The sequence below is a fragment of the Pannonibacter carbonis genome, assembly GCF_003012935.1.
Classification (GTDB): Bacteria; Pseudomonadota; Alphaproteobacteria; order Rhizobiales; family Stappiaceae; genus Pannonibacter; species Pannonibacter carbonis.
This window is the reverse complement of the sequence record NZ_PUDR01000010.1, coordinates 37,898-63,421: the sequence shown is the minus strand read 5'-3', so window position 1 is coordinate 63,421 and position 25,524 is coordinate 37,898. Positions and strand designations below refer to the sequence as shown.

The 25,524-nt window shown below is 62.6% G+C and carries 21 protein-coding genes; 11 read left to right on the top strand and 10 right to left on the bottom strand.

Annotated elements, in window-relative coordinates; genetic code table 11:
- Positions 1-136 precede the first annotated feature (136 nt).
- Complete coding sequence (locus tag C8348_RS14735) at positions 137-1,018, top strand: glycosyltransferase family 32 protein (RefSeq protein WP_106754116.1); 882 nt, start codon at positions 137-139, stop codon at positions 1,016-1,018.
- A gap of 85 nt (positions 1,019-1,103) precedes the next feature.
- On the opposite strand, the gene C8348_RS14730 is transcribed toward C8348_RS14735, so the two are convergent.
- Complete coding sequence (locus C8348_RS14730; protein WP_106754115.1) at positions 1,104-3,206, bottom strand: molybdopterin-dependent oxidoreductase; 2,103 nt, start codon at positions 3,204-3,206, stop codon at positions 1,104-1,106.
- 197 nt (positions 3,207-3,403) lie between these two features.
- Positions 3,404-3,826, bottom strand: coding sequence for a nucleoside-diphosphate kinase (ndk, locus tag C8348_RS14725; protein ID WP_106754114.1), 423 nt, complete (start codon positions 3,824-3,826; stop codon positions 3,404-3,406).
- Positions 3,827-4,056: 230 nt separating this feature from the next.
- Here ndk and C8348_RS14720 point away from each other — a divergent pair, with 230 nt between their 5' ends.
- From C8348_RS14720 to C8348_RS14705, 4 genes are all read left to right on the top strand, one after another.
- Entirely contained in the window at positions 4,057-5,928 is a 1,872-nt protein-coding gene (locus C8348_RS14720; protein WP_106754113.1) for an ABC-F family ATP-binding cassette domain-containing protein, read from the top strand.
- Positions 5,929-6,001: 73 nt separating this feature from the next.
- Positions 6,002-6,304 (top strand): type II toxin-antitoxin system RelB/DinJ family antitoxin, encoded by a 303-nt coding sequence (locus tag C8348_RS14715; RefSeq protein WP_106754112.1) that lies wholly within the window; start codon positions 6,002-6,004, stop codon positions 6,302-6,304.
- A 32-nt stretch (positions 6,305-6,336) separates the two neighbouring features.
- Positions 6,337-6,588, top strand: coding sequence for a type II toxin-antitoxin system RelE/ParE family toxin (locus tag C8348_RS14710; protein ID WP_244294024.1), 252 nt, complete (start codon positions 6,337-6,339; stop codon positions 6,586-6,588).
- 33 nt (positions 6,589-6,621) lie between these two features.
- Positions 6,622-7,326, top strand: a complete 705-nt coding sequence (locus C8348_RS14705) for an HAD family hydrolase (protein WP_106754111.1) — start codon at positions 6,622-6,624, stop codon at positions 7,324-7,326.
- 12 nt (positions 7,327-7,338) lie between these two features.
- Here the strand turns inward: C8348_RS14705 and C8348_RS14700 are convergent, their stop codons facing one another.
- The 5 genes from C8348_RS14700 to C8348_RS14680 all read right to left on the bottom strand — a co-directional run bounded on the left by C8348_RS14700 (position 7,339) and on the right by C8348_RS14680 (position 13,990).
- Complete coding sequence (locus tag C8348_RS14700) at positions 7,339-8,355, bottom strand: 2-hydroxyacid dehydrogenase (RefSeq protein WP_106754110.1); 1,017 nt, start codon at positions 8,353-8,355, stop codon at positions 7,339-7,341.
- Between the two features lie 410 nt (positions 8,356-8,765).
- Positions 8,766-10,004 carry a saccharopine dehydrogenase family protein gene (locus tag C8348_RS14695; RefSeq protein WP_106754247.1) on the bottom strand — a complete coding sequence of 413 codons (1,239 nt, stop codon included), beginning with the start codon at positions 10,002-10,004 and terminating at the stop codon, positions 8,766-8,768.
- A 63-nt stretch (positions 10,005-10,067) separates the two neighbouring features.
- The gene (locus C8348_RS14690; protein WP_208983784.1) at positions 10,068-11,165 is read right to left on the bottom strand and encodes a carboxynorspermidine decarboxylase; all 1,098 of its coding nucleotides are present in this window, start codon (positions 11,163-11,165) and stop codon (positions 10,068-10,070) included.
- Between the two features lie 367 nt (positions 11,166-11,532).
- Positions 11,533-11,985, bottom strand: coding sequence for a DNA polymerase III subunit chi (locus C8348_RS14685; protein WP_106754109.1), 453 nt, complete (start codon positions 11,983-11,985; stop codon positions 11,533-11,535).
- Positions 11,986-12,496: 511 nt separating this feature from the next.
- Complete coding sequence (locus tag C8348_RS14680) at positions 12,497-13,990, bottom strand: leucyl aminopeptidase (protein ID WP_106754108.1); 1,494 nt, start codon at positions 13,988-13,990, stop codon at positions 12,497-12,499.
- Between the two features lie 164 nt (positions 13,991-14,154).
- Here C8348_RS14680 and lptF point away from each other — a divergent pair, with 164 nt between their 5' ends.
- The 6 genes from lptF (at position 14,155) to rsmA (ending at position 21,918) form a co-directional block, all read left to right on the top strand.
- Positions 14,155-15,387 carry an LPS export ABC transporter permease LptF gene (gene lptF / locus C8348_RS14675; RefSeq protein WP_208983779.1) on the top strand — a complete coding sequence of 411 codons (1,233 nt, stop codon included), beginning with the start codon at positions 14,155-14,157 and terminating at the stop codon, positions 15,385-15,387.
- 1 nt (position 15,388) lies between these two features.
- Complete coding sequence (gene lptG / locus C8348_RS14670) at positions 15,389-16,480, top strand: LPS export ABC transporter permease LptG (protein ID WP_106754244.1); 1,092 nt, start codon at positions 15,389-15,391, stop codon at positions 16,478-16,480.
- Positions 16,480-18,879: an LPS-assembly protein LptD gene (locus C8348_RS14665; protein WP_106754107.1), complete on the top strand. Its 2,400-nt coding sequence runs from the start codon at positions 16,480-16,482 to the stop codon at positions 18,877-18,879. The genes lptG and C8348_RS14665 overlap by 1 nt, the downstream gene beginning before the upstream one ends.
- Positions 18,880-19,091: 212 nt before the next feature.
- Positions 19,092-20,027, top strand: a complete 936-nt coding sequence (locus tag C8348_RS14660; RefSeq protein ID WP_208983778.1) for a SurA N-terminal domain-containing protein — start codon at positions 19,092-19,094, stop codon at positions 20,025-20,027.
- A 14-nt stretch (positions 20,028-20,041) separates the two neighbouring features.
- Positions 20,042-21,079, top strand: coding sequence for a 4-hydroxythreonine-4-phosphate dehydrogenase PdxA (gene pdxA / locus C8348_RS14655; protein WP_106754106.1), 1,038 nt, complete (start codon positions 20,042-20,044; stop codon positions 21,077-21,079).
- Complete coding sequence (gene rsmA, locus C8348_RS14650) at positions 21,076-21,918, top strand: 16S rRNA (adenine(1518)-N(6)/adenine(1519)-N(6))-dimethyltransferase RsmA (RefSeq protein ID WP_106754105.1); 843 nt, start codon at positions 21,076-21,078, stop codon at positions 21,916-21,918. The genes pdxA and rsmA overlap by 4 nt, the downstream gene beginning before the upstream one ends.
- Before the next feature lie 28 nt (positions 21,919-21,946).
- Here the strand turns inward: rsmA and C8348_RS14645 are convergent, their stop codons facing one another.
- The 3 genes from C8348_RS14645 to metG form a co-directional block, all read right to left on the bottom strand.
- Positions 21,947-22,771 (bottom strand): MBL fold metallo-hydrolase, encoded by an 825-nt coding sequence (locus C8348_RS14645; protein ID WP_106754104.1) that lies wholly within the window; start codon positions 22,769-22,771, stop codon positions 21,947-21,949.
- Entirely contained in the window at positions 22,768-23,556 is a 789-nt protein-coding gene (locus C8348_RS14640; RefSeq protein ID WP_106754103.1) for a TatD family hydrolase, read from the bottom strand. The genes C8348_RS14645 and C8348_RS14640 overlap by 4 nt, the downstream gene beginning before the upstream one ends.
- A 352-nt stretch (positions 23,557-23,908) precedes the next feature.
- Positions 23,909-25,471: a methionine--tRNA ligase gene (gene metG / locus C8348_RS14635; RefSeq protein WP_106754102.1), complete on the bottom strand. Its 1,563-nt coding sequence runs from the start codon at positions 25,469-25,471 to the stop codon at positions 23,909-23,911.
- Positions 25,472-25,524: the final 53 nt, after the last annotated feature.

Sequence of the window (25,524 nt, the reverse complement as noted above, 5' to 3'; positions counted from 1 at the left end):
TCCGGACACTGTGCAAGGTCTATAGGTCTGGCGCCCCACCTTGGTGCGTCTCAAGATAGTCCTGATCGCGTGGATGCTTGAGGCGACTAACGTAACGTTACTTATTTGTTTGAGCATGAGACTAAAAAGATCGTTCTTGAAGCGGACAAAGCATATCCGCGCCCGCCTGTTCGACTATCCACTTTCTCCACTTCTAGACGCCGAACATGCTATCACTCCGGAAACTTCTCGATCAGCTATCCCCCCGGTCGTCTATCAAACCTGGGAAGAGAACCTGTTCGGCAAGCGCCATCTGGCTGCCCTGCAGGCCTTCAGGGCCAACAATCCAGACCTGCAGTTCGTCCTGATGGATCGCAAGGTGCGGGATGACTACATGGCAAGGACCTGGGGGGAGCATCCGGTATACCCGATCTACTGCGGGGCACAGTTTGGGCCGATGCGCGCCGACATTTTCCGCTACTGCCTGCTGCATGACAGAGGTGGCTACTATTTCGACATCAACAAGGCCGTGACGTGTCCGATCCGCGCCCTCCATCCCGCAGGCGCAACCGCCGTGCTTTCGCATGAACTGAGTGAATGCAACATCCTGCCGGACCGGGAAATCCTCGGCTTCTTCCCGCATCCTGGGCAGAACATCATCCAGTGGTCCTTCGGCTTTGCAGCCGGGCATCCGTTCCTGAAGCGCACGATTGACTACATCTGCGACTATGCAGACACCTACGCAAACCGGGTGTTTCACAATCCGAAATCGGCAATCCTGCAATTGACCGGCCCCGGCGTCTTCACCAAGGCCGTGCGGGATTGCCTGAAGGCCGATCCGTCGCTCGCGTCATCCCTCTGCATCATCGGCGAGAATTACGGCGGAAGAGCAGAGACCAACCTCCCGGGCTCGGAAGTCCGCTATCTGCGCCAGCCGCCCTATTTCCAGAGCCGGAACCAGCCGATTCTGGTCTTGCGCGAGACGCATGCTGCACACCCGATAGTCGCCGCCTCGCCGGACTGCCAGCCCGTGGCGTGACGCAAGGCCGCCGCCCCGAGGACCTCTGCAGCGTCAACCACATAATCATTTCACATGAATTGCAATTATTTCGCGTCCTGTGAAACTATATCGCTGGCCGGATCCAGACCGCCGTATCGTGGAATGCTGCCCCGCCGTAAGGGGCGACCGGGTCGGCGCCGGTCAGCGTGTTGATGCCGCAGCCGGTCTCGAAGGCGGAGTTGGGCCACAACCCTTCGGAGATCACCGTCCCCTGCACCAGCCCCTCGATCACCCGGGCGTGCAGGACGACCTCGCCGCGCGCGTTGCCCATCACCACCTTGTCGCCGTCGGCCACGCCGGCCTTCGCGGCGTCCTGTGCCGTCAGCCAGACCTCGGGCCGACCGCCTTCCTTCTTCACCGAGCCAGCGGTCTCGGAGAAGGTTGAATTGAGGAAGGATCGCGCCGGCGCTGTCACCAGGCGGAACGGATGGTCCTTGTCCGCCTTCTCGACGGCGTCCCAGTAGTCCGGCAATTCCGGCATTGTGGCAACGGGCCCAAAGGCCTTGCCGTGCTCTGGCCGGTTCGGGGCCAGGGTCTCAGCCCAGTCGACGCGGAAATGGAACTTGCCATCCGCATGTCCGAAGCCGTCAAGGAAATGCGCCTGCTCGAATTCAGGCTGCATGTCCTTCCAGCGCCCGGCCTCCAGGTCGTCGAGCGTGCCATAGCCGGAATTGACCAGCATCCAGTCGACATGCTCGCGCGCGGTCATGTGGAACCCAGGATGATCCTTCGCCCCGAGACGGCGGGCCAGTTCATTGATGACGAACAGGTTCTCGCGCGCCTCGCCGGGGGCCTCGGTCAGCTTCGGACCGAAGATCAGATACTGGTGGCCGCCGCCCTTGTAGATGTCGTCATGTTCGAGGAACTGCGTCGCCGGCAGCACGATGTCGGCATGGCGCGCGGTATCCGTCATGAACTGCTCATGCACGACGGTGAAGAGATCCTCGCGGGCGAATCCTGCGGTCACAAGCCGTTGCTCGGGAGCAACCGACGCGGGGTTGGTGTTCTGGATCAGCATGGCCGTCACCGGCGCGCCACCGGCCAAAGCTTCTGGATCACCTGTCAAAACCCGGCCAACGAGGCTCTGGTCGAGGAGGCGCGTTGCCGTCTTCAGCTCCGGGGCTTCCACCATCGCCTTGTTGAGCTGGTAGATCGCCCCGTTGTTGTGGAAGGCGCCGCCGCCCTCATACTGCCAGCAGCCCGTCACCGCGGCGATGCTGGCCGCCGCATGCATGGACACCGCGCCGTTGCGCGTGCGGGTGAAGCCGTAGCCGAGACGGAAGAAGGTCTTTTTCACGCTGCCGATCATGTGGGCAAGGCTGACGATGTCAGCCGCAGGCACACCGCAGATGGCCTCCGCCCACTCCGGTGTACGGCTCGCCAGATGCGCTTCCAGCGCATCCGGACAGTCGGTGTAGCGGGCGAGATAGGCCCGGTCGGCAAGACCGTCGCGGAACAGCACATGCATGACGGCGCAGGCGAGCGCCGCATCGCTGCCCGGCTTGACGATCACGCCCACATCCGCCTGTTTCATCGTCTCGGTGCGGTAGACGTCGACGACGATGATCCGCGCGCCGCGCTGCTTGCGGGCGGCAATCGCGTGGGTCATCACGTTGACCTGCGTCGCCACCGCATTGGTGCCCCAGATCACCACCTGGTCGGCGCGGGCGATCTCGCGCGGATCGGGGCCTGACAGCCGGCCCGTGCCGGCGACATAGCCGGTCCAGGCCATGTTGGTGCAGAAGCTGTCGAACTGGCGCGAGGTGCCCTTGGCGTGGCGGAACCGGTGGATTGCGTCACGCTGTACCAGCCCCATGGTCCCGGCATAATGATAGGGCCAGATCGTCTCGGTGCCGAAGCGGGCCTCGGCGTCGAGGAACTTCTCAGCGATGAGATCGAGCGCCGCGTCCCAGGAGATGGGCTCGAAGCGCCCCTCGCCCTTGGCTCCGACGCGCCGGAGCGGGCGGGTCAACCGGTCGGGATGATACAGCCGCTCGGTGTAGCGGGCCACCTTGGCGCAGATGACGCCGGCCGTGTAGTCATTGTCCGGCGCCCCGCGCAGGCGGCCAATCCGCCCCTCCGCCGTCACCTCCACCTCGAGCGCGCAGGTCGAGGGACAGTCGTGCGGGCAGGCGGAGAAGGCAGTGATCGTGGCGGGCTTGTTCATGAAACACTCGCTGGCTGGTGCCTGAGCGGACGAAAGCTCCGATCAGGCGACGTTGACCGAGGTTTCAGACCTTGCGCCAGCGAAGTCAAGCAACAGACGGCGCAGAATCGAGGTGCCAGTTTGGCCCCTGTGCCAGGACACGAAAAAAGCCGGCCCCTCGCGGAGCCGGCCTTTGATTTTGCGTGATGGTCAGCTGATTAGCCGACGATCTCGTTGCCGGCGAACCAGAACGCGATTTCTTCTGCAGCGGTTTCCGGAGCGTCGGAACCATGCACCGAGTTCTCGCCGATCGACAGGGCAAACAGCTTGCGGATGGTGCCTTCTTCGGCGTTGGCCGGGTTGGTGGCGCCCATCACTTCACGGTTCTTCAGGATGGCGTTTTCGCCTTCCAGAACCTGAACAACGGTCGGTCCCGAGGACATGAACTCGGTCAGTTCGCCGAAGAACGGACGGTCCTTGTGGACGGCGTAGAAGGCTTCAGCCTGACGCAAGCTCATCCAGACGCGCTTGGATGCAACGACGCGCAGGCCGGCTTCCTCGAGCTTGGCAGTGATGGCGCCGGTCAGGTTGCGCTTGGTTGCGTCCGGCTTGATCATGGAGAAGGTGCGTTCAATGGCCATGGGTCGTCTTTCCTGAAAGTGTCAAATCCGCTTGAAAAGCGGCGGGCAGCTTATGGCCCGGGCAGATTGCCCCGGGCCGGAAACTCGCGCGTTCCTATAGCTTTGCCCCGCACGCCCTGCAAGGGCCCGTGGAGATTTCTCGCCACACCTTGGCAACTCCGTGCAGGGAACAGCCAAAGTCCTGTGCGAGATGCTTGCAAACGCTGCAAAGCTCCCCCAAAGATCCGCCCATGCTTCAGATCAATGACCTCACCTATCGCATCGCCGGCCGCCTTCTGATCGATGGCGCCAGCGTTATCCTCCCAGCCCGCACCAAGACCGGTCTCGTCGGGCGCAATGGCGCTGGAAAGTCGACGCTTTTCAAACTGATCACCGGCGACCTGACGTCGGAAACCGGCTCGATCAGCATTCCCAAGTCATCCCGCATCGGACAGGTCGCCCAGGAAGCGCCGGGCACGGAGCAAAGCCTGATCGAGGTCGTTCTGGCAGCCGACACGGAACGCGCCGCCCTGCTTGCGGAAGCCGACACGGCCACCGATCCGAACCGCATTGCCGCCATCCACACACGCCTTGCCGATATATCTGCTCATACGGCAGAAGCCCGTGCCTCCTCGATCCTGTTCGGTCTGGGCTTTGATGCCGAGGCACAGCGCCGGCCCTGTTCGGCCTTCTCGGGCGGCTGGCGCATGCGCGTGGCGCTGGCTGCGGTGCTGTTTTCCGAGCCCGACCTGCTGCTGCTCGATGAACCGACCAACTACCTCGATCTTGAAGGTACGCTGTGGCTGGAGACCTACATCGCCCGCTATCCGCATCAGGTTCTGCTGATTTCGCATGACCGCGAACTGCTCAACAAGGCGGTGGATTCCATCGTTCATCTCGACCGTGGCAAGCTGACCTTCTATCGCGGCGGCTATGACAGTTTCGACCGGCAGCGGCGCGAGACCATGATCCTGCAGCAGAAGGCCAAGGAAAAGCAGGACACGCAGCGCAAGCACATGCAGGCCTTCGTCGACCGCTTCCGCGCCAAGGCCTCGAAGGCCCGCCAGGCCCAGTCGCGCCTCAAGATGCTGGAGCGCATGGACACAATCGTGCCGCTCACCGAGGAAAGCGCCAAGCCGATCCACTTTCCCGCGCCCCAGGGCCGGCTCGCTCCGCCGATCCTGAAGCTGGAAAATGTGTCGGTCGGCTACGACGCGCGCGTTGTCCTGTCACGCCTCACCCTCAACATCGATACCGATGACCGCATCGCCCTGCTCGGCTCCAACGGCAACGGCAAGTCCACCTTCGCCAAGCTCATTTCCGAGCGTCTTGCTCCGAAGGGCGGCGAAATCACGCGCGCATCCAAGCTGAAGATCGCCTTCTTTGCTCAGCATCAGCTCGATGAACTGCGCCCGGCCGAAAGCGCGGTCGCCCATGTGCGCAGCCTGATGCCGCAGGCGGCCGAGGCACAGGTCCGCGCCCGCGTTGCCCGTTTCGGCCTGCCAACCGACCGCATGGAAACCCCGGCCAAGGACCTGTCCGGCGGCGAGAAGGCCCGGTTGTTGCTGGGCCTTGCCACGTTCGATGGACCAAACCTGATCATCCTCGATGAACCGACCAACCACCTCGATATCGACAGCCGCGAGGCGCTGGTTCAGGCCCTGAACGAATTCGAGGGCGCCGTCGTGCTGATCTCGCACGACCGCCACCTGGTGGAAGCCTGCGCCGACCAGCTCTGGCTCGTCGCCGATGGCGGCGTGAAGAATTTCGACGGCGACATGGAAGACTACCGCCGCTACATCCTGCAAGGTCCGGACGCCGTCCGAAAGGCCCGCGAAGAGGAGGCCCGCGCCGCCAACGCGCAGGAAAAGCGCCGCGAGGCGGCCGTAAGACGGGCCCAGAACGCGCCCCTGCGCAAGAAGCTGGAAGCTGCGGAAGCCGAAATGGCCAGGCTTCAGGAAAAGATCGCCAAGATCGACGCCATGATGGCCGATCCTGACTTTTTCACCCGTGATCCCGAACGGGCCTCCAAATTCGCCAAGGAACGCGCCTTCTGCGAAAAGAAGCTGACGTCGACCGAGGAGGATTGGCTGGCCCTGTCTTCGGAACTGGAGGCAGGGTGAATTGATAGCGTATCGCGTTTGAGATACAGTCGGCAGGAACCAGACGCGCGGCCAACAGCCCAGGAGACTTCTCATGACCTCCAAGACCGGCATGCTGCATGTCCGGATTGAAGACGAGACGAAGGCACGTGCCGCAGCCGCACTGGATGGCACCGGGCTATCCCTGTCGGATGCGGTGCGTATCCTCGTGACCCGGATCGCACAGGACGGTGTCCTTCCCCCGAAGCTGTTGCTGGATACGGAAGCCCATGACGCCTGGTTTCGGGACAAGGTGGCCGAGGCGCTGAACGACCTTTCGGCCCCCGTGTCGCATGAGGACGTCATGGCGGCAGCAGACCGGCGGATTGCACGCGGCCGACTTGACAGCGGCGACTGAGGGTGTCTGCGGTGCGGCTGGCGTGGCACCCATTGGCAGCGCAGGACTTTCTTGCGATCATCGACTACATCGCGGCGGACAATCCAGCTGCCGCAACGGCGTTCAAGCAAGATGTGGAAGCCCGCGTCGCAACACTGACGCGTCATCCTGACCTCGGCCGCCCGGGCCGTGTCGCATCAACACGGGAGCTGGTCGTTCGGCAGACCTATATCGTTGTCTACACCGAACAGGCCGGTTCGATCCTCATCCTGCGCCTGCTTCATGGCGCCCGGCAATGGCCCTGAGCCCACCCGTCACCCCCACCAGAAAGCCTGTCCATGCCGCTGCTGCAGTCTCCCGCCGTGATCGCCTTCGATGCCGATGACACGCTCTGGCACAACGAGAGCTTCTTCAAGCTGACGGAAGCCCGCTTCGCCGAATTGCTCGCGCCCTATTGCGAGAAGAACCGCATCGAGGAACGGCTGGTGGCCGCCGAACGGCGCAACGTCCACCACTATGGCTACGGCATCAAGGGCTTCATCCTGTCGATGATCGAGACGGCCATCGAGGTCACCGATAGCAAGGTGCCGGCGACGGTGATCGGCGAGATCCTGGCGGCGGGACAGGACATGCTCGGCCACCCGGTCGAGCCGCTCGTCGGCGTGCGCGAGGCCCTCGCCGCCATCCGGGGCATCGCCCCGCTGATCCTCATCACCAAGGGCGACCTGTTCGACCAGGAACGCAAGATCGCCGCCTCGGGCCTGCAGAAGCACTTCACCGCCGTCGATGTGGTCAGCGAGAAGTCGCCGGAGGTCTACGCCCGGGTTTTTGCCCGCTACACCGACGACATGTCGAAGGTGATCATGATCGGCAACTCGGTGCGCTCCGACATCCTGCCCGTCCTTGAACTGGGCGCCACCGCCATTCACGTCCCCTACCCGCTGCTCTGGGCGCTGGAAGCGGCCGACTTCCCCGATGACCATCCGAAAGCGATCCAGCTCAAGAGCCTCACGGACCTGCCGGCGCTGTTCGGGCGGGCCTGACTGGCGTTTGCGTCAGGGTGCCTTCACCGGATGCAGCGGGGCACCGGTTGAGAGGAAGCTCGTGACATTGGCGATGGTCGTCTCGGCGATGGCCGTCAGCGCGTCCTCGGTGAAGAAGCCCTGGTGGCCGGTGATGAGCACATTCGGGAAAGTCAGGAGCCGGGCAAAGAGGTCATCCGGGATGATCCGGTCCGACAGGTCCTCGAAGAACAGCTGGCTTTCCTCCTCATAGACATCGAGACCGAGGGCGCCGATCTGGCCGCTCTTCAGCCCCCGGATCACGGCGGCCGTGTCGATGACCGCCCCGCGCGAGGTGTTCACCAGCATGACGCCGGGGCGCATCTGCGCAATCGTTTCATCATTTATGAGATGAAACGTGGCTGGCGTCAGCGGGCACTGCAGCGACAGGATGTCAGCGGCGGCGAAGAGTTCGGCCAGCGGCAGATAGGTGACGCCAAGCGCGAGGCAGGCAGGGTTTGGCACCGGGTCATGCGCCACCACGCGGCAGCCGAAACCGGTCATGATCCGCGCCAGCACCTCGCCGATGAGACCGGTGCCGATGATGCCGACCGTGCGCCCATGGAAGTCGAACCCCATCAGCCCGTCCAGCGCGAAATTGCCGTCCCGCACCCGGTTGTAGGCGCGGTGGGTCTTGCGGTTCAGCGTCAGCATCAGGGCCACCGCGTGCTCCGCCACCGCATGCGGCGAGTAGGCCGGCACGCGGGCCACCTGAATGCCGCAGGCCTCTGCGGCCTTGAGGTCAACATGGTTGAACCCGGCCGAGCGCAGCGCAACGAGTTTCACCCCGTAATCCGACAGTCCGTCGAGCACCGGCGCCGACAGCGTGTCATTGACGAAGGCGCAGACCACATCCGCCCCGCGCGCCAGCGGCATGGTCCGCTCCGTGAGGCGCATGTCGTGATAAACGAGGCTGACCGGCGCCTCCACCCTTGCTGCCGCCGCATCCAGAAACCGGGCGTCATAGGGCTTGGCGCTGAACACATCGACACGGTAGCGGGCATCGGACATTGTCGGGCTCCGGATGGGATGATGGCATGATTGGCTGCGTGCCCCGTCTGAGGGGGCGTTGCCGACAGTGATACACATCGCCGCGCAACAGCCCATGACATGGCGCATGGCCCCGTAACGAAATCCATGCCTCCCCTCCTCCCCGTCATTCCGGACAAGGTGAGCGGCAGTGAACCGCAGATCCGGAATCCAGCGAGCCCGTGCGAGCGGCAGCGAGCGCAAATGCAATTTCGCCTGACAGGCGCGCGCTGGACCAGTGTGTCGCGCTCCGCGCGGCTGATATCTGGATCCCGGCTCGGCGCTTCGCTGGCGCTCAGCTGGTCCGGGATGACGCCGCATAAAAAGTCGCCCGCAAACGAAAACCCCGGACCTTTCGATCCGGGGTTTCCAACACTCATGCGCAGTTCAGGTCAGCCAACAAAGGGCCGGGTTCCGGAGGCGTCCTTGATCTCGGTCGGCAGGCCGATGCGGTTGAGGAGCGCGAGGAAGGGCTTGGGGTCAAGCTCCTCGACGTTCTTCATCGCACCCACATCCCACGTGCCGTCGGCAATCAGCATGGCAGCGGCGACCGGCGGCACGCCGGCGGTGTAGCTGATGCCCTGCGAGCCGACTTCGTTGTAGGCGTCCTTGTGATCGGCGATGTTGAAGACCAGAACTTCGGCCGGCTTGCCGTCCTTCTTGCCCTTCACCAGCGTGCCGATGCAGGTCTTGCCGGTGTAATCCGGGGCAAGCGACGAGGGATCCGGCAGCACGGCCTTGACCACCTTTAGCGGCACCACTTCAAGCCCTTCGGCCGTCTTGACCGGCTGTTCGGACAGAAGACCGAGGTTCTTCAGTACGGTGAAGACGTTGATGTAGTGATCCGAGAAGCCCATCCAGAAGCGCACGTCCGCCTGCGGATAGTTGGCCGACAGGGAATGCACTTCGTCATGGCCGGTCAGATAGGTCTGCTGCGGGCCCACGAGTGGCATGTCCCAGGACTTGCCGACCTCGAACATCTTGTTCTCCTGCCAGCCACCGTTCTGCCAGGAATAGACCGTGCCGGTGAACTCGCGGAAGTTGATTTCCGGGTCGAAGTTGGTCGAGAACCAGCGGCCATGCGAACCGGCGTTGATGTCGATGATGTCAATCGACTCCGGCTCAGTCACGTATTCGTCGATGGCGAGGCGCGCATAGGCATTGACCACGCCCGGGTCGAAGCCGACGCCGAGGATGGCGGTGATGCCCTTGTCGGCGCAGGACTCGCGGCGCTTCCACTCGTAATTGCCGTACCAGGGCGGCGTCTCGCAGATCTTCTTCGGATCTTCGTGGATGGCCGTGTCCATGTAGGCCACGCCCGTCTCGATGCAGGCATCCAGAACAGTCATGTTGACGAAGGATGAGCCAACGTTGATGACGATCTGACACCCGGTCTTGCGGATCAGCGCGGCGACTGCCGCCGTGTCCATTGCATTCAGGGCATGGGCTTCAAGAGCGCCCTCGACCTTCAGGCTGCCTTTCTCGCGGATGCTGTCGATGATCCGCTCGCACTTCGCGGGATTGCGCGAAGCAATGTGAATGTCGCCGAGCAGGTCGTTGTTCTGCGCACATTTGTGCGCGACAACCTGCGCTACGCCACCGGCGCCGATGATGAGTATGTTGCGCTTCATTTCGCCCATAGTCCTCCTTGAGTCATAAAGGGGCAGTCAAACGATGGGCCACCGGGCCCTTGATCACGACAGGGCAGCCGTGAAATCGTCATAGGTGAAGTCACGGGCAAGGCGCACGGCCCCGTCCAGTTCCTTCACCGCTATCGCCGGCATCTTCACGCCGTTGAACCAGTTCTTCTTGACCATCGTGTAGCCGGCCGCATCCTGCATGGAGAGCCGGTCGCCGGCCTTCAGCGGCTCGGGGAAGCGGAACTCGCCGAAGATGTCCCCGGCCAGGCACGACTTGCCGCAAACCATCCATTCATGGTCGCCGGCATTCGGCTCCATCTTGGCGTTCAGCCGGTAGATCAGCAGGTCGAGCATATGCGCCTCGATCGAGCTGTCGACGATGGCGAGGTTCTTGCCGTTGTAGAGCGTGTCCAGCACGCTCACTTCCAGCGTGGTGGACTTGGTGATCGCCGCCTCGCCCGGCTCCAGATAGACCTGCACCTCGTTTTCGCCGGCAAAGCGCTTCAGCCGCTCGGCGAATTTCTCCAGCGGATAACCTTCGCCGGTAAAATGGATGCCGCCGCCCAGGCTTATCCATTTCATCTGCCGGATCAGGAAGCCGAAACGCTGCTCGATATGGCCGAGCATGGCGTCGAAGCGGTCGAAATCCTCATTCTCGCAGTTGTTGTGGAACATGAAGCCGGTGATCTGGTCGGCCACGGTCGCGATCTTATCCGGGTCATGCTCGCCAAGGCGCGAGAACGGCCGCGCCGGGTCGGCGAGGTCAAAGTCAGAGGTCGACACGCCGGGGTTGACGCGCAGCCCCCGCACATGTCCTGCAGACTGCGTCTCGAACCGCTGCAACTGGCCGATGGTGTTGAACAGGATCTTGTCCGACACTGCGACGACTTCATCGATCTCGTCATCGGCATAGGCAACCGAATAGGCATGGGTCTCGCCCGGGAACTTGTCGCGGCCAAGCTTCACTTCATAGAGCGATGAGGACGTCGTGCCGTCCATGTACTGCGACATGAAATCGAACACGGACCAGGCTGCAAAGCATTTCAGGGCCAGGAGAGACTTGGCACCAGAGGTCTCGCGCAGCCACGCGATCTTCTCCATGTTCGGAAGAAGCTTCGACTTGTCGATGAGATAATAGGGAGTGGGAATCATCATTAGCCCTTCCGCCATCCTGAACAAAACAGGGAGGGAACCCAGTCAGGGGGGCCTGTTACCCCCTTTACCCCCCGGGCACAATGAAAATCGGCCGCCTTGCTTAAAATTTCGCGCTTGACCGCCTCTTGCGGCACAGCGTTCGCATGTGCGGCAACAGCAACGCACAACTGCAAACGTAATGTAGGACGGCCGAGCGATAATGGAAGGACAAGGGCTGTTGTCAGGCGATGATTTACAGCCGCACGGCTATTGCAATGGCGGCGGCCCTCAGCCGGCTTAGCTAGACCATCATCTCACAGCAATAACTTGAAAGCTGCAAACGGCATCCTTGAACATTTCAGAAAGTACTCGCATCCAGACCAGCCTAGGCCTTGCGCTCCCAGCCGCCATTGGCTTTCTGCTGCCAGTAGGTCACCTCGGCGCCCTGCCCCTTGAACATCTTCCAGTGACTGCGCGCCTCGGCGAGCGCATCGGGGTTCTCACCGTCGAACATGACGACGATCCGGCTGTAGCCATCGATGCTACCGGGGCGCGCCCGGCCGACCAGAAAACGCACCTCTGCGCCGTTGGGGTTTTCCTCGCCGTCCGTCAGATAGATTGGCTGGTGTTCGGCAAGGCCGTCTGCGGCCGTGCCGTGGGGCAGAAAGCTGTCGTCGGAAAATGACCAAAGATGTGCATCCAGCGCGGCGACCCTGTCTTGCGACCCGCATTGCACCACCACGGTCCAGTCTCGCTCCAGGCACTTCAGCAGCAGCCCGGGCAGCACCGCTTCAAGAGGCTGGCTCATCAGGTGGTAGAACAGGACTTCAGTGGCCACGTGGCTTCCTCTCCGGTCTCGACGTTTCTTTGTGATGCGACACGGCAACAATCCCTGGCAAAGATGTGCGACGCAAAAATAACGCATAGACAGATGCCCGGACTCCTAGCATTAACCGGACACAAATTTGCAGGCCCTATTTTCTGATGATGTGCGCAGCGACTCGTTAACCCGCGTCGCGCGCGACAAAGTTTCACATGCAGGGTTCTCGGGGGTTGATGATGGTTGTTCGCGTTGCGCTGTTTTTCACGCTGGTTCTCGGGCTTGCTGGTGCAACCGCAGCCCTCGGCCTTATCGTGACGGAGCCTGCAACCGCCTGTCAGGCCTATAAGGCCTGCTAGGACCGGGGAAAAGTGCTGGTTCCGGCACTGAACAAACTGTTGAAAACCCGCTGGATAACCGGCGGGTTTTTTGTTGGCGATCAGTGGATCGGCAACTCCTGCTCCCAACCAGAGCAACGGATCATGGAGAAACGACGGGCGCGCAAGGCGCACCCGTTGCTGTGTCGTGGTCAGTCCTCGTAGTGGGCCCGCACCAGCTCGTCGAGCAGACGCACGCCGAAGCCGGATGCCCAGCCCTGGCTGATCTCGTCCTTGTCTGAGCCCATCGCCGTGCCTGCGACATCGAGATGCGCCCAGGGCAGATCGTTGACGAAGCGCTGCAGGAACTGCGCCGCCGTGATGGATCCTGCCGTGCGGCCACCGGTGTTCTTCACATCGGCATTCGGCGTGTCGATCAGCTTGTCATAGGCCTTGGACAAGGGCAGCCGCCAGACAGTCTCGCCGGTGCTGAGGCCCGATTCCGTCAGCCGCTGGGCAAGTTCGTCGTTGTTGGAGAAAAGGCCAGCGTTCTGCGTGCCGAGGGCAATGATCACGGCGCCGGTCAGGGTCGCCAGGTCAATCATGAACTTCGGCTTGAAACGGTCCTGCGTGTACCAGAGCGCATCGGCCAGCACGAGGCGGCCTTCGGCATCGGTGTTGAGGATCTCGATCGTGGTGCCGGACATGGCACGCACGATGTCGCCCGGACGCTGCGCGTTGCCATCGGGCATGTTCTCGACCAGACCGATGACGCCGATGGCGTTGACCTTGGCCTTGCGCGTGGCCAGCGCATGCATGAGACCGGTGACAGCGGCGGCTCCGCCCATGTCGCCCTTCATGTCTTCCATGCCTGCAGCCGGCTTGATCGAGATGCCGCCGGTGTCGAAGACAACGCCCTTGCCAACGAAAGCGACCGGTGCCTCGTCCTTCTTAGCCCCGTTCCAGCGCATGATGACCAGACGCGGCGGGCGCACGGAGCCCTGGGCAACGCCGAGCAGCGCGGCCATCTTCAGCTTCTTCATTTCCTTCTCGGTCAGGATCTCGATCTCGACGCCGAGTTTCTCCAGCTTTGCGGCGCGATCGGCGAACTCGACCGGTCCCAGCACATTGGCCGGCTCGTTGACAAGATCCCGGGCAAGAAGCACGCCCTCGCCGAGCCCTTCCTTGACGGCCCAGGCCTTCTTGGCCGCCTTCGGGTCGACGCCAGCGATGTTCAGCGTCACTTCGGACGGAGTTGCATCCTCGTCCTTCTTGGTCTTGTAGGTATCGAACGTGTGGCTGCGCAGGACCGCGCCAAGCGCAAAATCGGCCGCATCATCGGCACTGACCTCACCCGCTGCGGTCTCCAGATAGACAAGGGCATGTTCGGCCTTGGCTGCAGCAACAGCTGCCTGAACTGTGCCGCCAAGCTTCATCCAGTCGGTGCCCTTCAACTCTGCCGCCTTGCCGAGGCCAATCACGATCAGACGGTCAAGGTCGAGACCTCCCGGGGCGATCAGGTCGAGCTTGCTGCCGCGCTTGCCTGCAAAGGCTCCAGCCTTTGCAGCGCGGGCCAGACCGCCTGAGAGGCTCTCAAGGACACCTGTGCCGAGGGCACCGCTGGCCAGGGCGTCATCGGCCAGGATCACCACAACGCCCGGCTGGGATACGGCCTTGCCGAACTGGATCTTTGTGAGCTTGCTCATGATTTGTATGGGTTCCATGTGTTGTTGCTTGTCTGTTGCGGCACCATGGCGTGCCGGCGTTGCGCTCGCAAGCCTTGCTAAAATTATTGTCAAATTCATCCGCTTGTTTGCGTGCTGTTCATTCCCTTCCATGCTAATCGGAGATCGGGGGCGTGCAGCGGGGCATGGATTTTGGACAACTCGTGCCTGAAAGGGCGCTTCGGCTGATCGAAATGAAGACGCTTGAACGATACATCATCCGGCGTGCCCTGTTTGTGTTTGTCATGACACTGACTGCCATGACCGGCGTCGTCTGGGCGACCCAGGCCCTGCGTCAGTTGGACCTCGTGACCTCCAAGGGGCAGACGATCGTCCAATTCATCTCGATCACCATGCTGGCGATGCCGTTCCTGGTCGTCATCGTTGCGCCCTTTGCGCTGATGATCGCCCTGATCCTGGTGCTGAACGCCCTGTCCAGCGACAGCGAACTAATCGTCATAAATGCCACGGGCGGGTCACGCTGGCTGGTGCTGCAGCCGGTGCTGTTGTTTGCCCTGGGCGTGACATCGGCAACGGCGCTGTTCTCGCTTTATGTCGCGCCACAGGGCCTGGCGCAGTTGCGCGACGAGATTGCGCGCGTGCGCGTTGACCTTGTGGCCAACATCGTGAGGCCCGGACGTTTCATCACGGTCGAGGATGGCCTCACCTTCCACATCCGCAACCGCAGCGGCGACGGCAAGCTGGACGGCCTGCTGCTGCATGACACGCGCGATCCGGAAACGATTTTCACCTATCAGGCACACCAGGGAAACATCGTCGAGGCGGCCGGCCGCACGCTGCTGATCATGCAGAACGGCACGATCCAGCGCCGGCCGAAGCGTCAGGGCGACATCTCCATCGTCCGTTTTCAGTCCTACGCCTTTGATCTCTCGAGCCTGATGCCGCAGGCCAGCGAACCGGTCTACAAGGCGTCGGAGCGCTCGACCTATGCCCTGATCTTCGAACGCGGCATCGACGACTATGCGCGCGGCAACCGCGAGCGGCTGATCGGCGAATTGCACAACCGCATGAGCCAGCCGCTCTATCCCTTGGCCTTTTCCTTGATCGTCTTTGCCTTCCTAGGTCAGGCACGCACCACACGGCAAAGCCGTGGCATGGCCATTCTGGGGGCTTTGACCGGCTGCATCCTGCTACGGACGGCCGGCTTTGGGGTAACATCACTGACCGCCGGCGATGACGCGATGATGATCAGCTACTATCTGGTTCCGCTCGGCGGCATGGGGTTGGCGATCTGGAGCATCCTGCAATCCGAACATTCCGCTCCGCTCTGGCTCAGCCGAAACCTGGAACGCATCACCGACGGGTTTGAGGCGATCCAGCAGCGCCTGCAGGGCCGCACCAATGGCAGGGGCGCCTGAGATGCTCGGCAGAACCCTCACGGTCTATCTCTCCACACGGTTCCTGAAGGCGATCCTTGGCCTGTTCCTGCTCGCTGCGGTCCTGATCTATCTGTTCGATGTGCTCGAATTGTTGCGCCGCGCGGGGGAACGCGGTGACGTTTCTGTCCTGCGCGTCAGCCTCATTTCGCTGTTGCGCGTACCTCTGTTGCTGGAACAGGTGATCCCCTTTGCAGTGCTGTTCGGTGCGATCCTTGCCTTTGTCACCCTCAGCCGGGCGCTCGAGCTTGTGATCACTCGCGCCGCCGGCATCTCGGTGTGGCAGTTCGGGGCACCTGCCGCGCTTGTGGCGCTGCTTCTCGGGGTGCTTTCGGTGGTGGCCTATAACCCGCTCGCCGTCTGGATGCAGCAACGTTCGGACACCCTGGCCGCAGGCATCTTCGGGGCGGAGGAAACATTCCTGCTGCAGACCACCAACTCGGTCTGGCTGCGGCAGGATGGCGTCGATGGCGAATCGGTTCTTCATGCCGAACAGTTGCTGTTCCAGGGCACCGTGCTGCGCGGGGTGACCATATTCACCTTTGATCACACCGGCACATTCCAGGAGCGCATCGAAGCCCGTGAAGCGCGTCTTTTCGAAGAGTACTGGAACCTGACGGACGCAACCGTCTACACAACGCAGGCTGACCCGCAGGCCTATGGTGCCTACAAGGTGTCGACGTTCCTGACCCCGACGGAAGTGCGCGAGAGCATCGGTGCGCCCGAATCAATCTCTTTCTGGGACCTGCCCCGCTTCATCGAACTTGCCCGTCGAGCAGGTCTGCCAGCCTACCGATATACGCTTCAATATCAGTCGCTTCTCGCCCGTCCCCTGCTTTTGTTGGCGATGGTTCTGATCGCGGCGGCTGTTTCGCTAAAGGTTTCTCGATTTGGCGGGCTCGGCCAGATGATTCTGGGTGGAATCCTTGCTGGCTTCGTGCTTTACGTTCTGTCGGAGCTCGCGCGCGATTTCGGTGGTGCAGGTATTGTACCGCCACTTGTCGCCGCTTGGGCCCCGGGTGTGTTTGGAGTTCTCATGGGATTGACGATCCTGCTCAATCAGGAAGACGGCTGATGGCGCTTGCTTCGCGTTTCGCCCCCTCTTTCCTGAAGCAAGGTGCTGTGCGCCCGGCGCGTGGATTGTTCATCCGCGGCCTAGGTCTCGTCATTGCCACCAGTCTGGTTGCCGCCACTACCGGAACCGCACCGGTCCACGCCCAGGATTCGCTTGCCGGCGCCCTCCAGGCCCGCATCAAGCCAGATGCGCAGATGCTGCTGGAAGCCGGTGAACTCACTTATGATTTTGACCGCGACCTGATCTCTGCCATCGGCAAGGTCGAGATTTTCTATGACGGCTTCACGCTCGAGGCCGAGCGTGTCGATTTCGACCGCAAGAACGGCAAGATGGTCGCCCGCGGCTATGTGCGCCTGACCGAGCCGGACGGAAACGTCGTCACGACCAATGAAATGCAGCTCTCGGATGACTTCGCCGAGGGCTTTGCCAATTCGTTGCAACTCGACACGCCCGAACGCACCCGGTTCATTGCCGATCGTGCCACCCGCAGCGCCGGCAATGTGACGACCTTCGAGAATGGTCTCTATACGGTCTACACCAATGCCGGGCGCCCTGCGGACAAGCCGCCGCTCTGGCGGCTGCGCGCCCAGAAGATCATTCACAACCAGCAGGAACAGGTTGTCCAATTCGAGGACGCCTCGCTGGAGTTCTTCGGGCAACCGATTGCCTACATGCCCTATCTCTCGATGCCGGATCCGACCGTCAAGCGGAAGACCGGTTTCCTGATGCCTTCAGGCGTTTATTCCCGCCGGCTGGGTGTCGGCGTGGCGCTGCCCTACTTCTGGGCGCTGGATCCAAGCTATGATCTCAGCGCCACCCTGACGCCGCTTTCAAAGCAAGGTGTCCTCAGTGAGGCGGTATGGCGCCAGCGCCTTGTTTCGGGCTCCTACCGGGTGGCCGCCGCGGGCCTCTTCCAAGCCAAGCCTTCAGAGTTTCGGGGCACATCGGGAGACCGCCGCTGGCGCGGTGCAATCCACACCGATGGCGAGTTCCGCATCTCCCGCGACTGGTACTGGGGCTGGGACCTCACCCACAAGACCGACCGTGCATTCCTGCGCGACTATGACAGTGTCAGCTTCGCCAAGAGCGACGAAGTCTCGCAGATCTATCTCGCCGGTCAGACCGAACGCAACGCGCTCTCGGTGAAGGCCTATGCCTTCCAGATCTCGCAGGAAGACTATAATTCCGCGCCTGACGGACATGATCCGGTCGGCCCCTTCGCCAAGGTCGGCAGCAGCTTGCAGGACAAGCAGCCTTACGTACTGCCGGTCGTCGATTACAATTATGTCTTCGAGAACCCGGTCGCCGGTGGCGAGCTGTCGCTGTCCAGCAACTTCACCAGCCTGACCCGCAGCAAGACCGACGCCTTTGCCTTCAACGGCGTCGACCGGTTCCGCGGGATCGATGGAACTTTCAGCCGCCTCAGCGTCCAGACTGACTGGCGCCGGACCGTGATCGACCCGATCGGCCAGGTCTTCACCCCGTTTGCCTATGTCCGCGGCGACCTGTTCTTCCTGGCCTCGCAGGACAAGAACGTCACCGAGCTGACAGACGATGCGTTTGCCGGCCGCTTCATGCCGGCAGCCGGACTTGAATACCGCTATCCCTTCGTCGCGGCATTCGATGGCGGCAACCAGATCATCGAGCCGGTGGCGCAGATCATCGTCCGTCCGGATGAACAGCGGATCGGGCAGCTGCCGAACGATGATGCGCAGAGCCTCGTCTTCGATGCTTCAACCCTGTTTGATTATGACAAGTTTTCCGGCTTTGACCGTGCCGAGGGCGGTACCCGCGCCAATATCGGCTTGAACTACAAACTGCAGTTCGATAGCGGCGAGTATCTGAGCGCCATGTTCGGCCGCTCCTTCCACCTGGCAGGCCGCAATTCCTACGCCAGGCCCGACCTTCTGGGAGCAACCCAGAATTCGGGTCTCGAGACCGGGCGGTCGGACTATGTCGGCAGCGCCTATTTCGATACGCGCCACGGTGTGAAGCTTGGAGCCCAGGCGCGGTTTGACGAAAGAAGCTTTGCCGTCCGACGGATGCAGGCCCAGGCGACAGCGACCTATGGCCCCGTCGTCAGCAGTCTTGCCTATGCCTTCCTCGGAGCACAGCCGGACCTTGGCATCGACAAGCCCCGTGAAGAAATGCTCGGAGCCTCCAGCCTTCGGCTGAGCGACAATTGGCGCATATTTGGCTCGCTGCGTTACGACATGCAAAACCGCAACGTGGTTCAGAATGGTTTCGGCATCGGCTACGACGACGAAGGGTTCTCCCTCTCCGTCGCCTATCAGGAAGACCGCAGCCGCAACAACAACGAGTCTGTCGATCGGACAGTCTTCTTCCGCTTTGGCCTGCGCACGATTGGCGATACGCAAGTTTCGACAGGTTCGTTCTAGCCCGGTTCATTTGCAAAAATGGGCAACCGCAGATCGGAACAGGCCTGACTTCCAAACTTTGGCCATGGTTTGACGTCATGGGCTGATAGGAGAACTCTTGAAAGTTCTTGGAAGTTCTGGGGAATGAGGGTGAAGATCGGGGGACAGCACGGCACGGCTGGTCCGAACGGCAACAGGGAGGCGCCGGGCATCAAGGCCCGGCAGGTCTGAACATGAAGAAGTCATTTCGCCTCGCATGCATGGCCTTGTTTTTGGCAACCGCCCCTGCATCGCACGCCGTGGCGCAGTCCGCCATCAAGGTCATCGTCGCCGACCAGGCTGTCACGTCCTATGATATCAGCCAGCGTGCCCGCCTGATCAGCCTGACCCAGCGCAAGAGCAGCGGTGCCGCAACCCGCGAAGCGCAGGAAGAACTGATCGACGAGGTCCTGAAGCTCCGCGAAGCCCGCCGCATGGGCATCAATGTCTCGAAATCCGAGGTCGATGGTGCTTTTGCCAGCATCGCCAGCCGCGTCAAGCTGACCCCGGCAAACCTTGCTGCAGCCCTGCGCCAGGCTGGCGTCAATCCGGACACACTGCGCAACCGGCTAAAGGCCGAACTGGCCTGGCAACAACTCGTCCGCATGCGCTTCCGCACTGAAGTACAGATTAGCGAATCTGACATCGTCAACGCGCTGCAGAAGCAGCAATCAAACGAAAAAGACAAGCAGCAACAGGCAATCAGCATCGAGTATGAACTGCAGCAGGTGATCTTTGTCGTTCCGGCAAAGTCGAGCGGCGCCTTCAAGACCCAGCGCAAACGCGAGGCCGAAAGCCTGCGCAAGAGCTTTACTTCCTGCGAGCAGGGTGTACCCCAGGCCCGCGCGCTGTCAGAAGTCGTGGTAAAGTCTGTAGGATTCCGTCTTGAAACCGAACTCCCGCCCAACATGAAGGACGAGATCGGCAAGACGGAAGTTGGCCGCCTGACCGCTCCGCAGGATGGCGATCGCGGGATCCAGATGATCGCCGTCTGCAAGAAGCGCGAGATCAAGTCCGATATTTCCGCCCGCACCGCCATTGAGGACGATCTGCGCCAGAAGGAAGGCGATCAGCTTTCCAGGCGCTACATCCAGGAACTGCGCCGCGCGGCGGTCATTGTCTACAAATAACACAGGCCAGCGCCATGACATCCTTCCGCCCTGCCCTCGCCGTCACCTGCGGCGAGCCCGCCGGAATTGGTCCCGATGTCACGCTTCTGTCCTGGGACCAGCGCGCGGCATTCGAGTTGCCGCCCTTCTATCTGCGCGGGGATCCAGAGTTTTTCCGTGCAAGGGCCGCCCGTCTCGGGCTTGATATTCCGGTTGTCATCTGTACGCCGCAGACCGCAGCACATGTGTTTGATGACGCATTGCCCGTAGTCCCGACCGGCAGGGCAATCGAAGACCATCCAGGCGCGCCGGCGCAGACGACCGGAGCAAGCGTGATCGCATCCATCGATGCCTGTGTCGACGATGTGAGACAGGGCCTGGCCGCCGCAGTTGTCACCAATCCGATTTCCAAGAAGGTGCTCTACGACGCGGGCTTCCGCCATCCCGGGCATACGGAGTATCTCGGTGAACTCGCAACCCGGTTTGCGCCCGGCCCCTTTTTGCCGGTCATGCTGCTTGCCGGGCCCAAGCTGATGGTTGTGCCCGTCACCATTCACGTGCCGCTGATGAGCGTGCCGCAACTGCTGACCGCAAAACTAATCGCGGACACCGCCCGGATCGTCCACGCCGACCTCGTCACCCGCTTTGGACTGGACCATCCACGCATTGCCGTTGCCGGCCTCAACCCCCATGCCGGCGAAGGTGGCAGCATGGGAACCGAGGACCGTGACCTGATCGCGCCGGTGCTCGAAGTGCTGAAGGATGAAGGCCTGAACGTCTCAGGTCCCTGGCCGGCCGACACGCTGTTCCATGAGGCGGCCCGGCAAACCTATGATGTGGTTCTCGGGATGTATCACGACCAGGTGCTGATCCCGGTCAAGACCATCGGCTTTGACGACACTGTCAACGTGACGCTTGGCCTGCCTTTCGTGCGCACGTCGCCCGATCATGGCACAGCTTTCGACATAGCCGGAACCGGCAGGGCGCGGCCCGACAGTTTTGCCGCAGCCGTCCGCATGGCAGACGCCCTTGGCCGGAACGACACGCTCAACAAGGATGACAAGGCCGCATGAGCCAGATCGACGACCTGCCGCCACTGCGCGATGTCATCCGCACCCATGGCCTTGATGCCAAGAAGTCGCTTGGCCAGAACTTTTTGCTCGACCTGAACCTGACCTCGCGCATCGCCCGGGCCGCCGGCGACCTGACGAATGCAACAATTGTCGAAGTCGGACCAGGGCCGGGCGGCCTCACCCGCGCCCTTTTGGCCAATGGTGCGCGCAAGGTCGTCGCCATAGAGAAGGACAGCCGCTGCCTTCCCGCCCTTGCCGAGATCAGCGCCCGCTACCCGGGCCGGCTTGATGTCATCGAGGGCGACGCGTTGAAGGTCGATGTCGCTTCGCTCAGTGAAGGCTACCCGATCCGGATCGTTGCCAACCTTCCTTACAATGTCGGTACCCAGCTTTTGTTGAACTGGATCACGACGGACGACTGGCCGCCGTTCTGGTCGTCATTGACGTTGATGTTCCAGAAGGAAGTCGGCGAGCGGATCACAGCAACCGTCGGCGACAACCACTATGGCCGGCTCGGCGTGCTGGCCGGATGGCGCACCCGCGCCCGCATCCTCTTCGACATCGGCCCGCAGGCCTTCACGCCGCCGCCGAAGGTCACCTCCGCCGTGGTCCACCTCGAGCCGAACCTGGCCCCCCTGCCGGGCAAGCTGAAAGACCTCGAACGCCTGACCGCCTGCGCCTTTGGCCAGCGCCGCAAGATGCTGCGCGCTTCCCTGAAAGCGCTGAAGCCGGATGCAGAACAACGCATCACCGACTGCGGCATCGCCCCCACCGCCCGCGCCGAAGAAATCGACATCGCCGGCCTGGTGCGGCTCGCCACACGGTTTGCCGAGACTTAGCAAGTTCAGGCGGGGACCTCGGCAGCGTTCAACCCAGGGAAACAGTTCCCTCACCAAGGCGCAGCACCATTCCGTCATGCGCCGGAATGACGCCCTTGGGCAATTCCTGCGTCAGCGCCGCATGGTCCATGTCGTTGTGCATGTTGGTCAAGACCGCCTGCGCCGGCTGCAGGTCGGCGATCCAGCCGAGCGCATCAGCGAGCGAGAAATGGCTCGGGTGCTGCGTCCGCCGCAGGGCGTCAATGATCCAGAGCCTGAGCCCGGCAAAGCGCGTCACCGCCGCCTCCGGAATGCCGGAAACGTCGGGCAGGTAGGCCACATCGTCGAAGCGGAATCCGAGGGCATCGATGTCGCCGTGATGCACTTCGATGGGCAGGAAGCGGATGTCGCCCCCCTGCCCGCTGACCACCGTTTCCACGTCCTTCACCAGCCGGAATTCGTCGAGGATCGGCGGATAGGACGAGCCCGGCGGCGTCTCGAAACAATAGCCAAAGGCCTCGCGCGAGCGGCGCGAGGTTTCAGCGTCCATGTAGACGGGAATGCGCCGGCGCTCGCGGATGGCAAACATGCGCAGGTCATCGATCCCGTGCAGGTGGTCGGCGTGGGCGTGGGTGTAGAGCACGGCATCGACGTGATCGACCCCGGCGTCCAGCAGCTGTTCGCGCATGTCCGGGCCGGTGTCGATCAGCACGGTCGTGACCCCGGCCTCACCGATCCGGCGCACGAGGATCGAGCAGCGCCGCCGCCGGTTCTTAGGGTTGCGTGGATCGCAGCTGCCCCAGTCGTTGCCGATCCGGGGCACACCGCCGGACGAGCCGCAGCCAAGGATGGTGATTTCCAGCTCTGCGCTCATGCAGCCTCCGGGCGCGGCACCTTGGAAAAGAGACGGAAGAAATTCTCGCTCGTCTGCCGCGCCATCTCCTCCGGCGACACCCCGTGCACCTCGGCCAGCGTCTCGTTGGTGAAGGCGGTATAGGCCGGTTCGTTGCGCTGGCCGCGCCGGGGCTGCGGCGCCAGATAGGGGCTGTCGGTTTCCACCAGCAGCCGGTCACGCGGCACGCTGGCGGCAATCGCGCGGATCTCGTCGGAGCGCTTGAAGGTCAGGATGCCGGAGAAGGAGACGTAAAGCCCCAACTCCACCCCGCGCCGGGCAAGCTCGGGCCCCGACGAAAAGCAGTGCAGCACCGCCGGGAAAGCACCCTTTTCCATCTCGGCGCTCAGGATGGCGATCATGTCGTCATCGGCGTCGCGCGAATGGATCACCAGCGGCAGCTGGGTCCGGCGCGCCGCCTCGATATGGGTGACGAGACCTGCCGCCTGCGCCTCGCGCGGCGACTTGTCGTAGAAATAATCGAGGCCGCATTCGCCGATGGCGACCACCTTCGGGTGCGCCGCCAGACGCTCCAGCTCATCGGCCGTGATGTCCAGTTCCTCATGGGCATTGTGCGGATGGGTGCCGACGGAGCAATAGACGCTGTCGTAATGTTCAGCGATTGCAAGCACTTGCGGGAATTTCCGCACGCGGGTCGAGATTGACACCATCAGCTTCACCCCGGCCGCATGCGCGCGCGCGATGACCGCATCGCGCTCCTCGGCAAAGTCGGGGAAATCCAGGTGGCAATGACTGTCGACAAGCATGGGACATCCTGTGGAAAACGACTGTAAAACCAAAGGACAGGTTGTGGACGTTTCCGGGTTCCCCGAGACCTGCCCTGCGCCTGTCGTTCCTGTTCCGGATCTTGCTTCCCCGTATCGTCTGGCTCCCTCTCCCCCCTTGAGGGGGAGATGTCTGCGACAGCAGACAGAGGGGGGTGTCAGCCTGTCGACACGAAACCACGTCCCGGATGATCGGAGGGACCGTTACCCCCCTCTGCCCCCTATCGGGGGCATCTCCCCCTCAAGGGGGGAGAGGGATGCTGCGGTAACGGACGATCTCCTCGCTCAAGGATCTTGCTCAAGGGGCCAGACCCGGGCTTTCGCTCCTCTCCGCTCAGCCCTCGCCCGCCTCTGCCTCCGGCTCGACATAGCGCGGGAAGGCCTGTTCCGGCTTGGTGATGGCAACACCCGGCGCCAGCCGCCCGGCCGCGCCAAGCGTTGCAAAGCTGCGCTGGCCCGCCGGAACCTGCAAGCCATCCAGCAGCTTGGAGGCCGCCAGCGGCGTCACCGGCTGGGCCAGGATCGCGATCTGGCGGATCACCTCGGCCGTGACATAGAGCACGGTGTTCATGCGCGCAGGGTCGGTCTTCTTCAGCGCCCAGGGCTCTTGCGCGGCGAAATAGCGGTTGGCCTCGGCCACGCACGCCCAGACGCAATTGAGCGCCTGATGGATCTCCTGCTTGCCGAAAGCCGCGCGGCAGGTCTCCAGCATGGCGTCCGCCTGATCCAGCATTGCCTGGTCGGCCTCCGAGAACGCCCCCGGCTGCGGCAGCGCGCCGTCACAGTTCTTGGCGATCATCGACAGCGAGCGCGAGGCCAGGTTGCCAAGGTCATTGGCCAGATCCGCATTGATGCGGTTGACGATGGCCTCGTGGCTGTAATTGCCGTCCTGGCCGAACGGCACCTCGCGCAGGAAGAAATAGCGCGTCTGATCAAGGCCGTAATGCTCGACGAGGTTGAACGGATCGATGACGTTGCCGACCGACTTCGACATCTTCTCGCCGCGGTTGAACAGGAAGCCATGCGCGAAGACGCGCTTCGGCAGCGCGATGCCAGCTGCCATCAGGAAGGCGGGCCAGTAAACCGCGTGGAAGCGGATGATGTCCTTGCCGATGACATGCACATCCGCCGGCCAGTAGGCCCACTTCGGATCGCTCTCATCCGGGAAACCGACGCCGGTGATGTAGTTGGTGAGCGCGTCCACCCAGACATACATCACATGCCGCTCGTCGTCCGGCACGGGGATGCCCCAGTCGAAGGTGGTGCGCGATACGGAGAGGTCTTTCAGGCCGCGGCTGACGAAGCTGACGATCTCGTTGCGGCGCTCCGACGGGCCGATGAAATCGGGGTTGGCCTCGTAATGGGCCAGCAGGCGATCCTGATAGGCGCTGAGGCGGAAGAAGTAGCTCTCCTCCTCGACCCATTCCACGGGCGTGCCCTGCGGGCCGTAGCGCACCCCGTCCGGGCGCAGCTCCGTCTCGCCTTCCTGGTAGTAGGCCTCGTCCCGGACAGAGTACCAACCCGAATAGCTGTCCTTGTAAATGTCGCCATTGGCCAGCATCCGGCGCCAGATTTCCTGGCTCGACTTGTAGTGCCGCTCCTCGCTGGTGCGGATGAAGTCGTTGTTGGTGCAGCCGAGCGTCTCGACCATCGCGCGGAACCGGGCCGAGTTGCGGTCAGCCAGCTCGCGGGGCGTGATGCCCTCCTTGCGCGCCGTCTGCAGCATCTTCTGGCCGTGCTCGTCCGTACCGGTCAGGAAGAACACGTCCTTGCCGTCCAGCCGCTGGAACCGCGCCATGGCGTCCGTCGCAATCGCCTCATAGGCATGGCCGATATGCGGCACGCCATTGGGATAGGAGATCGCGGTGGTGATGTAGTAGCGGGGCTTGTCGGTCATCAGGGTCGGGCGCTTTCAGCGAGGGGCGGACAGGGATCGGAGTAGGGACCGGG

Bases quoted from the DNA above. Each gene is read 5' to 3' on its own strand.
- C8348_RS14730 (WP_106754115.1), bottom strand. From the start codon at position 3,206: ATGAACAAGCCCGCCACGATCACTGCCTTCTCCGCCTGCCCGCACGAC.
- C8348_RS14665 (WP_106754107.1), top strand. From the start codon at position 16,480: ATGGCGCTTGCTTCGCGTTTCGCCCCCTCTTTCCTGAAGCAAGGTGCT.
- metG (WP_106754102.1), bottom strand. From the start codon at position 25,471: ATGACCGACAAGCCCCGCTACTACATCACCACCGCGATCTCCTATCCC.
- C8348_RS14680 (WP_106754108.1), bottom strand. From the start codon at position 13,990: ATGAGCAAGCTCACAAAGATCCAGTTCGGCAAGGCCGTATCCCAGCCG.
- C8348_RS14640 (WP_106754103.1), bottom strand. From the start codon at position 23,556: ATGCTTGTCGACAGTCATTGCCACCTGGATTTCCCCGACTTTGCCGAG.
- C8348_RS14715 (WP_106754112.1), top strand. From the start codon at position 6,002: ATGACCTCCAAGACCGGCATGCTGCATGTCCGGATTGAAGACGAGACG.
- rsmA (WP_106754105.1), top strand. From the start codon at position 21,076: ATGAGCCAGATCGACGACCTGCCGCCACTGCGCGATGTCATCCGCACC.
- C8348_RS14660 (WP_208983778.1), top strand. From the start codon at position 19,092: ATGAAGAAGTCATTTCGCCTCGCATGCATGGCCTTGTTTTTGGCAACC.
- pdxA (WP_106754106.1), top strand. From the start codon at position 20,042: ATGACATCCTTCCGCCCTGCCCTCGCCGTCACCTGCGGCGAGCCCGCC.
- C8348_RS14705 (WP_106754111.1), top strand. From the start codon at position 6,622: ATGCCGCTGCTGCAGTCTCCCGCCGTGATCGCCTTCGATGCCGATGAC.
- C8348_RS14700 (WP_106754110.1), bottom strand. From the start codon at position 8,355: ATGTCCGATGCCCGCTACCGTGTCGATGTGTTCAGCGCCAAGCCCTAT.
- C8348_RS14690 (WP_208983784.1), bottom strand. From the start codon at position 11,165: ATGATTCCCACTCCCTATTATCTCATCGACAAGTCGAAGCTTCTTCCG.
- C8348_RS14695 (WP_106754247.1), bottom strand. From the start codon at position 10,004: ATGAAGCGCAACATACTCATCATCGGCGCCGGTGGCGTAGCGCAGGTT.
- lptG (WP_106754244.1), top strand. From the start codon at position 15,389: ATGCTCGGCAGAACCCTCACGGTCTATCTCTCCACACGGTTCCTGAAG.
- C8348_RS14720 (WP_106754113.1), top strand. From the start codon at position 4,057: ATGCTTCAGATCAATGACCTCACCTATCGCATCGCCGGCCGCCTTCTG.
- C8348_RS14645 (WP_106754104.1), bottom strand. From the start codon at position 22,771: ATGAGCGCAGAGCTGGAAATCACCATCCTTGGCTGCGGCTCGTCCGGC.
- lptF (WP_208983779.1), top strand. From the start codon at position 14,155: ATGGATTTTGGACAACTCGTGCCTGAAAGGGCGCTTCGGCTGATCGAA.
- ndk (WP_106754114.1), bottom strand. From the start codon at position 3,826: ATGGCCATTGAACGCACCTTCTCCATGATCAAGCCGGACGCAACCAAG.